We start from the raw sequence: 7,374 nt of genomic DNA on the forward strand, positions 1-7,374 counted from the left end.
GCAAATAATTATTGCGGAGCAACACCGCATTGGTGCCGTATTTGGAGAAGACCAAATTCAAGAATTGGTGGTAGCGACCGGACAACATCAGGTCAGTGATATCTATCTTGGCATTGTCGAAAATGTATTACAAGGGATCGATGCGGCTTTTATCAACATCGGCGACCCTTCCCGCAACGGATTTATTCATGTTACAGATTTAGGCCCGCTCCGGCTCAGACGGAGTGCTGGCTCGATTACCGAACTGCTCGCACCCCAGCAAAAAGTGCTGGTGCAGATCATGAAGGAACCGACCGGAAATAAAGGCCCTAGACTAACTGGTAATGTCAGTTTACCCGGTCGCTATGTGGTCTTGATTCCGTTTGGTAAAGGTGTCAATCTCTCCCGCCGCATCCGCTCCGAGGGCGAACGCAATCGGCTCAGGGCACTAGCTGTCCTTGCCAAACCCGCCGGAATGGGTCTACTCGTCCGGACTGAAGCCGAAGACACTACAGAAGAGGCAATTTTAGAAGATCTCGAACAACTCCAAAAGCAGTGGGAAGTCGTTCAGCAAGACGCTAATTCTACCCGCGCACCAGCTTTACTCAATCGGGATGATGACTTCATTCAAAGAGTCCTCAGAGATATGTATTCGGCAGATGTCAACCGGATCGTCGTAGACTCCCAGCAAGGACTCAAGCGAGTTAAGCAAACACTCCTCGGCTGGAATGACGGTCAGTTACCTCCCGGCGTAGTCGTAGACCAGCATCGCGAACGCCAACCAATTCTGGAATATTTCCGCGTGAATGCGGCAATTAGAGAATCATTAAAGCCTAGAGTAGATTTGCCTTCAGGCGGATATATCATCATCGAACCGACTGAAGCACTAACTGTCGTCGATGTCAACTCCGGCTCATTTACCCGATCGAACACCTCTCGCGAAACCGTACTCTGGACGAACTGCGAAGCCGCTACCGAGATCGCCCGTCAACTGCGACTGCGAAATATTGCCGGGGTAATCATCATCGACTTTATCGATATGGATTACCGCAAAGACCAACTCCAAGTCCTCGAACACTTCAACAAACAGCTCCGCGTCGATAAAGCCAGACCTCAAATCGCGCAACTTTCCGAATTGGGTTTAGTCGAACTCACCCGCAAACGCCAAGGTCAAAATATCTACGAACTATTTGGCGAAACTTGTGCCACCTGCGGCGGCTTGGGACATTTGGCTCACGTACCAGGAGAAACTGTCTACGGTGCCGATGGCGAAGCCGTGCCGATTTCTCTAGTTTCTAGCTCCCCGCAACGCGAACATCGCGGTCGCGGTAATAGCGATCGCAGCTCAGGAGCCGAACGCGGCACGAGTAGAGAGCCACGCCGCAACAATCGGACTCTACCCGATCTCCGTCCGCCAGTTCCCGAAGGCTGGGATAGCTTCGAGCCAGAAGGTACCGAAGGTGAAGATGATTTCAATCTAGTCAATCATCCCAGCTACCAACAGCAGAACGGAGCTGGAAAAAAGCGTCGCCGCCGCATTGGGAGAACCGACCGCGAAGAAGTAGTCCGCAATGTGCCGCGACCCACGCCATCTAACGGCGATAGCCCACGCCTGCCGCTGCCAAATGGCAATCCCGTCCGCAGTCTCAACAATCGCACTAGCTCGCCACCAGTCGAAGAAATTACCACTCGGGCTACGCTCGTTAGTAGTAAGTTTGCGCCGCCAGAACTAGAAGCGTTCGTGCCAGAAGTCGATTTCGATGATGCCAATGATGAAACCAGCGACTCGACCGAGACAGAGCGCGAACGTCCGGGTAAACCACAACGGGTCAAACCTACCCGTCCGACGATCGAACCACCCGAAATAATCTCGATCGAAATGTCGGATCTGGAGAAGGAAACTTATGCTTGGATGGGTATTTCTCCCCTAATCAAGTTGGGACGAGAGTTAACTAATCCCAAAACGGCGATCGTCAATATCGTCCCAGTCGGTAGTTTACCCCCCGAACCGATCGACGAGCGGGTAGTTGTGACACCTGTAGAAATTGCCCCAATTTCTGAGCCAGAACTAACTGAGCCACCAGCGATATTCGAGCCATCTGCTGCCGATCTAGACTCGCTCGCGCCAGTGGTATTTGATTCACCTGCGGCTGAATCGATCGCCTCAGAGCCTGTGGCAGTTGCCATAGTGCCCGAGCCACCAGCAGCTCAAATCGAAGTTTCACTACCGCTAGAAGAACCAGTCGAAGAGTTACCCGAAAATCGGCGACGCAAACGCCGATCTTCAGCAGTAGTAGATTAGATTCCTTAGCGATCGAAATTATATTCGATCGCTAAGCCACTCTCGGTCGTACCAATCCACCCGTAGTACCAATCCACCCGTAGGTTGGGTTGAAGAATGAAACCCAACACACTCACCGATTACCCCCGGTAGGCTGTGCCTACGGCAGGCTACGCCAACGCCAACGATTGGGTGGATGTTGGGTTTCGCCTTGCTCTACCCAACCTACATATTTTGGGTGGTCACACAGTCCCCCAATCCCCCAGTCCCGATCCCATGAACCCCACAAACAACCCCCCACCACGACTCATTGCTGGCGTCGATGAAGTCGGTCGGGGGGCATTATTTGGGGTAGTTGTAGCGGCTGCGGTCATCTTACCGCCGACATTGCCGATCGAGTGTGAAAATTGGGGCGTCAAAGATAGTAAAAAACTCTCAGCTCAACGTCGCGAACGATTGGTGCCGCTCATTCAACAAGTCGCGATCGCGTCTCAGATCGGGATTGCGAGTGTAAACGAAATCGATGAGTTAAATATTCTTCAGGCAACGTTACTCGCCATGCGGCGAGCGGTGATGGGGCTAGCAGTACACCCAGAATTATGTTTGGTAGATGGCAACCAATTAATTCCCCAGCTAGATTTTTCCCAGCAAACATTAGTTAAAGGCGAGGATAAGTCTGTCGCGATCGCCGCTGCTAGTATCTTGGCAAAAGTTTGGCGCGATCGGCTCATGACAGACTCAGCCGCTATTTATCCCCAATATCACCTGAGCCAAAATAAAGGTTATGGCACCGCCGCACACTTACTGGCGATCGAGCGCTACGGAATTACGCCAGAACACCGCCGCTCTTTTCGCCCTTGTCAAGCTCGGAATGGATCGATCCACCCAACTTAGACTTCACCCATTGGCTTGCTAATGAGCAAATCCGGCACGGGAGCAGTCGCGAGATCTCTTGCCCACAGCACATAATCAGCTAATAACTGGTGCATCAAGCGTTGTTTGAATGTATTGAGGATGCTCTTGAGCAAGCTATTTCCCGCCGACTCCACGATCGATCTGGGCATAAAGCTTAGTGCCGGGGGAAGTTCGACTTGGACTTCGAGATCGGCACAACCATCGAGATAGGTCTGCTCTTGGTACTGATGGGGCGACAATTGACCGATTAAACTCAAACTAAAGCGGCGATCGATATATTCGATGCCCCGAATTTCACACTTAGTAGAAACAATCCGCACGGTACTATCTGCTGCCGTCCACACTCGTAAAAACACCGTGGGCTGAAGCTCGAATCCAAAAAAACTTAACGTCCGCATCGTCAGGCAAAACTCATCGTCGCTGACTTGGCGAATCCGATTTGGATCGACTAGAGATCGCACCAAACGGTGCGGCTGGCGGAGATAGTGTTGAATCGGGATAGAATGCTTAGGTACGGCAATCTCCACCGATCGCGTTGCTGTAAATTTAACAATTTGCATATATGTAACAAAGAAGAATTAGCGAATCAGATCGCCGTTGAGAATTCGGAATTCTTAAAGTATGAAGATCGGGGGAGATGGAGTTGAGAGCAAATCTCGGAAACTGTAGCGAAAAAAGATTTAAGCGATCGATGGATAGTCGCGGTAATATGTATCTACTTCAAATCTTATCGCATTGGCGATTTTCCTGGGGAGAGGCTGCGCCAACGAGATTCTAGGTAAGATTAATAAAATCGGTATTTTGGCGAATTAATACTAAAATAATGCTGATAAATGTCAACTGTTTATGACTGTAAAGATCGCTCACTTGGGGCCTGTCGGTACTTATACAGAAACCGCCGCAATAGCCTACGCTCAGGCAGAGCTAATCGGTACTGAAGTTGACTTACAACCTTATCCCAGCATCGCTGAGACGATCGCCGCAGTAGCTAGTGGCGCAGTAACTCTGGCGATCGTGCCAGTGGAGAACTCGATCGAGGGTGGCGTAACGATGACTGCCGATACAATCTGGCAGATCGCCGCGCCCCTCCAGATCCAACAAGCGATCGTCTTACCGATCCATCATGCCTTGATTTCGGTGGCGACTAATCTGAGTGCGATCGAGACAGTCTACTCGCATCCGCAAGCGCTGAGCCAGTGCCAGCAGTGGTTACAAGCACATCTGCCGCAAGCTGCGCGGATTGCTGGCAGCTCTACCACCGCCGCCCTGGACACGTTAGCCGCCAATCCTCGCACCGCTGCAATTTCTTCCGTGCGAGCGGCAGATTTGTACAACCTCCCAGTCTTGCGCCAGCCAATTAACGATCGACCAGATAATCAAACTAAATTCTGGGCGATTAGTTTACAACCATCATTAGTAGGCAACTGTACCTCGGTAGCATTTAGTCTGCGATCGAATGCGCCGGGTGGCTTGATGAGGGCATTAGGCTTTTTTGCCGATCGGAGTTTAAATTTAAGTCGGATCGAGTCGCGTCCGAGCAAACGTTCCCTCGGTGACTATTTATTTTTCATCGATATCGAAACTGATGTGCATAATTGTCCTGCATTAAAATCTGCTCTTGCCGATTTAGATGCCTACGCCGAAACAGTTAAGAACTTCGGTAGTTATTACACAACTGTCATCGAGCCACTTTCCCCATCAGCCCCTACTATGTAAATCCCCTCCTTGGCGTTGCCCTTCGACAAGATCAGGGCAACGCCAAGGAGAGGATTTTGCTAAAAAAACCCTGCTAGTTGAGTACTAGCAGGGTTTTTCTAGATGATTAGAATGTCAAAGCACTTCTACAGCATCGGCGCAAACTGAGGCTTCTCAGGTACAACGGTGTATTCAGCAACGATTTGACGGAACTCATCACCATCAATCGTTTCTTTCTCGATTAAAATATCGACTAAGCGATCGACAACCGTGCGATTTTCACGCATGATTTGGAGTGTTTCTTGATGGCAACCAGCAACGATTTCGCGAACTTGTTGGTCGATTTGAGCTGCTACTTCATCAGAGTACTCAGAGCGCGCACCCCAGTTACCACCGAGGAATACTTCACCAGATTGGCTTTCGAGGGAGAGCGGGCCGAGTTTGGACATCCCGAAGCGCGTCACCATTTGGCGAGCCATCGAGGTGACTTGTTGCAAGTCGCCGCCAGCACCAGTAGTAACTTCCGAGTCACCGAAGATGATTTCTTCAGCAGCACGTCCGCCCAGGGCACCACAGATCCGCGCCCGCAGTTGGGTGCGCGAGATCAGGGATTGGTCTTCAGAAGGTGTAAACCAAGTCAAACCAGCAGCTTGACCGCGAGGGATCAGAGTTACTTTTTGGAGTGGATCGTGAGCGGGGATGAGTGTTGCGACGATCGCGTGTCCGACTTCATGGTAAGCAATCAAGCGTTTGCTCTTACCATCTACTAATGGCGTACCTTCCATCCCAGCGACAACGCGGTCTACAGCATCATCGATTTCGAGATTGGTAATCGCATCTTTGCGACGACGAGCGGTGAGAATGGCGGCTTCGTTGAGCAAGTTGGCTAAGTCAGCACCACTGAAACCAGGAGTCCGACGCGCGATCGCATCTAGCGAAACACCTTCACCTAATTTTTTATTCCGAGCGTGAACGCCGAGGATTTCAATCCGACCAGCGACATCGGGTGGATCTACCTGGACTTGACGATCGAAGCGACCGGGACGCAGCAGCGCCGAGTCTAGTACGTCAGGACGGTTGGTAGCAGCGATAATGATGATTCCGGTATTACCTTCAAAACCATCCATCTCTGTGAGCATCTGGTTGAGGGTCTGTTCGCGTTCGTCGTTACCACCACCGATACCTGCACCACGTTGACGACCGACGGCATCGATTTCATCGATGAAGATGATACAAGGAGCGTTTTCTTTGGCTTTTTTGAATAAGTCGCGGACGCGGGATGCACCCACACCGACAAACATTTCCACAAATTCCGAACCAGAGATACTGAAGAAGGGAACGCCAGCCTCACCCGCAATTGCTTTAGCAAGTAAGGTTTTACCAGTACCAGGAGGGCCGACTAACAGGACACCTTTAGGAATTTTGGCACCGACAGCGGTAAAGCGTTCGGGCTGTTTGAGGAAGGTCACAACTTCTTGTAATTCTTCTTTAGCTTCAGCAATACCCGCTACGTCATCGAACATGACACCAGTTTTGGCATCCATTTGGAATTTAGCTTTGGATTTACCAAAGTTCATCGCCTGACCGGGGCCACCGGGCATATTGTTAGAACGGCGGAACAGTAAGAATAAACCACCAATCAACAAGGCGGGGAAGACTAAGTTGCCCAAGAAGCCCCAGACAGCGCCATCGTTACGAATAGGATGACTGTCAAAGGAAATATTGGAGTCGCGAAGCTTGGCAATCAATTCTGGTGAATTGGATGGTAAATCGACCCGCAGACGCTGCATCCGGTTTTCTAAGTCTGGATCGACTGCTTCAACGATCGCAGTTCTACCACCATCATAGAGGTCAACAGCTTTGACTCGGTTGGCATCGAGATACTCTAGGAACCTGCCGTAAGTCATCCGCGTACTTGCTGTGTTTTTACCAACTTCAGCAGTGACGGGTGTAAATGCCCCTTGCCAAACGAAGAAGCCAACTACAAGGACGGGAATCGTCCACAGTACTGCTAATTTCCACGAAAACTTCATAAAATTGTGTGCCTTTAGATAGGAGGTGACAGCGATTCGGTTAACAGTTCTTAAATTTCAGGTTGTCTAAAAATTACGCTTTAAAAATTTCTGAGAACATATCTTAATTAAATTTAACGTAATTCTCAGATTTCGGAAAGGGGGGAGTTAGGGGATAGGGGATAGGGGATAGGGGATAGGGAATCAAACTGTAGGGTGGGCAATGCCCACCACAAGGGTTTAGGTGATTTTACAGCTTAAAATTTTGAATTTTTACAAAATAAATTCACCTTGGGCGATTTTGATTACTCGACCGCCGATACTGACGGGGCAGTGCGCTAGTGTATACTGCGCTCGTAAGTACAGGAGTGATGCTCTGCCTAGCTCCACACCTTGCTCGACAGTGATGTCAATTTTGGGACTGCCAAAATATTGATGTTTGGCTAGATACGCCGCCAGACAGCCATTGGCACTACCTGTCGCCGGATCTTC

The 7,374-nt window shown here is 50.2% G+C and carries 6 protein-coding genes; 3 read left to right on the top strand and 3 right to left on the bottom strand.

Annotated features, from left to right (window positions below; all coding sequences use genetic code 11):
• Together RMO35_RS18850 and RMO35_RS18855 are read left to right on the top strand one after the other, a co-directional pair.
• Positions 1–2,281 (top strand): Rne/Rng family ribonuclease (locus RMO35_RS18850; protein WP_309743090.1); only part of this gene is annotated, 2,281 nt, incomplete at its 5' end.
• Positions 2,282–2,536: 255 nt separating this feature from the next.
• The gene (locus RMO35_RS18855; protein ID WP_309743092.1) at positions 2,537–3,154 is read left to right on the top strand and encodes a ribonuclease HII; all 618 of its coding nucleotides are present in this window, start codon (positions 2,537–2,539) and stop codon (positions 3,152–3,154) included.
• On the opposite strand, the gene RMO35_RS18860 is transcribed toward RMO35_RS18855, so the two are convergent.
• Positions 3,151–3,735 carry a DUF1997 domain-containing protein gene (locus RMO35_RS18860; protein WP_309743094.1) on the bottom strand — a complete coding sequence of 195 codons (585 nt, stop codon included), beginning with the start codon at positions 3,733–3,735 and terminating at the stop codon, positions 3,151–3,153. The two genes, RMO35_RS18855 and RMO35_RS18860, sit on opposite strands and share 4 nt — an antisense overlap.
• A 286-nt stretch (positions 3,736–4,021) precedes the next feature.
• On the opposite strand from RMO35_RS18860, the gene pheA reads away from it, so the two are divergent.
• Positions 4,022–4,891, top strand: coding sequence for a prephenate dehydratase (gene pheA, locus RMO35_RS18865; protein WP_309743095.1), 870 nt, complete (start codon positions 4,022–4,024; stop codon positions 4,889–4,891).
• Positions 4,892–5,016: 125 nt separating this feature from the next.
• Here the strand turns inward: pheA and ftsH2 are convergent, their stop codons facing one another.
• Together ftsH2 and RMO35_RS18875 are read right to left on the bottom strand one after the other, a co-directional pair.
• Positions 5,017–6,903, bottom strand: a complete 1,887-nt coding sequence (gene ftsH2 / locus RMO35_RS18870) for an ATP-dependent zinc metalloprotease FtsH2 (protein WP_309743098.1) — start codon at positions 6,901–6,903, stop codon at positions 5,017–5,019.
• Positions 6,904–7,155: 252 nt separating this feature from the next.
• On the bottom strand, positions 7,156–7,374 hold a 219-nt coding region (locus tag RMO35_RS18875; RefSeq protein ID WP_309743100.1), incomplete at its 5' end, for a PhzF family phenazine biosynthesis protein.

It is taken from the genome of Chamaesiphon sp. OTE_20_metabat_361 (assembly GCF_031364565.1).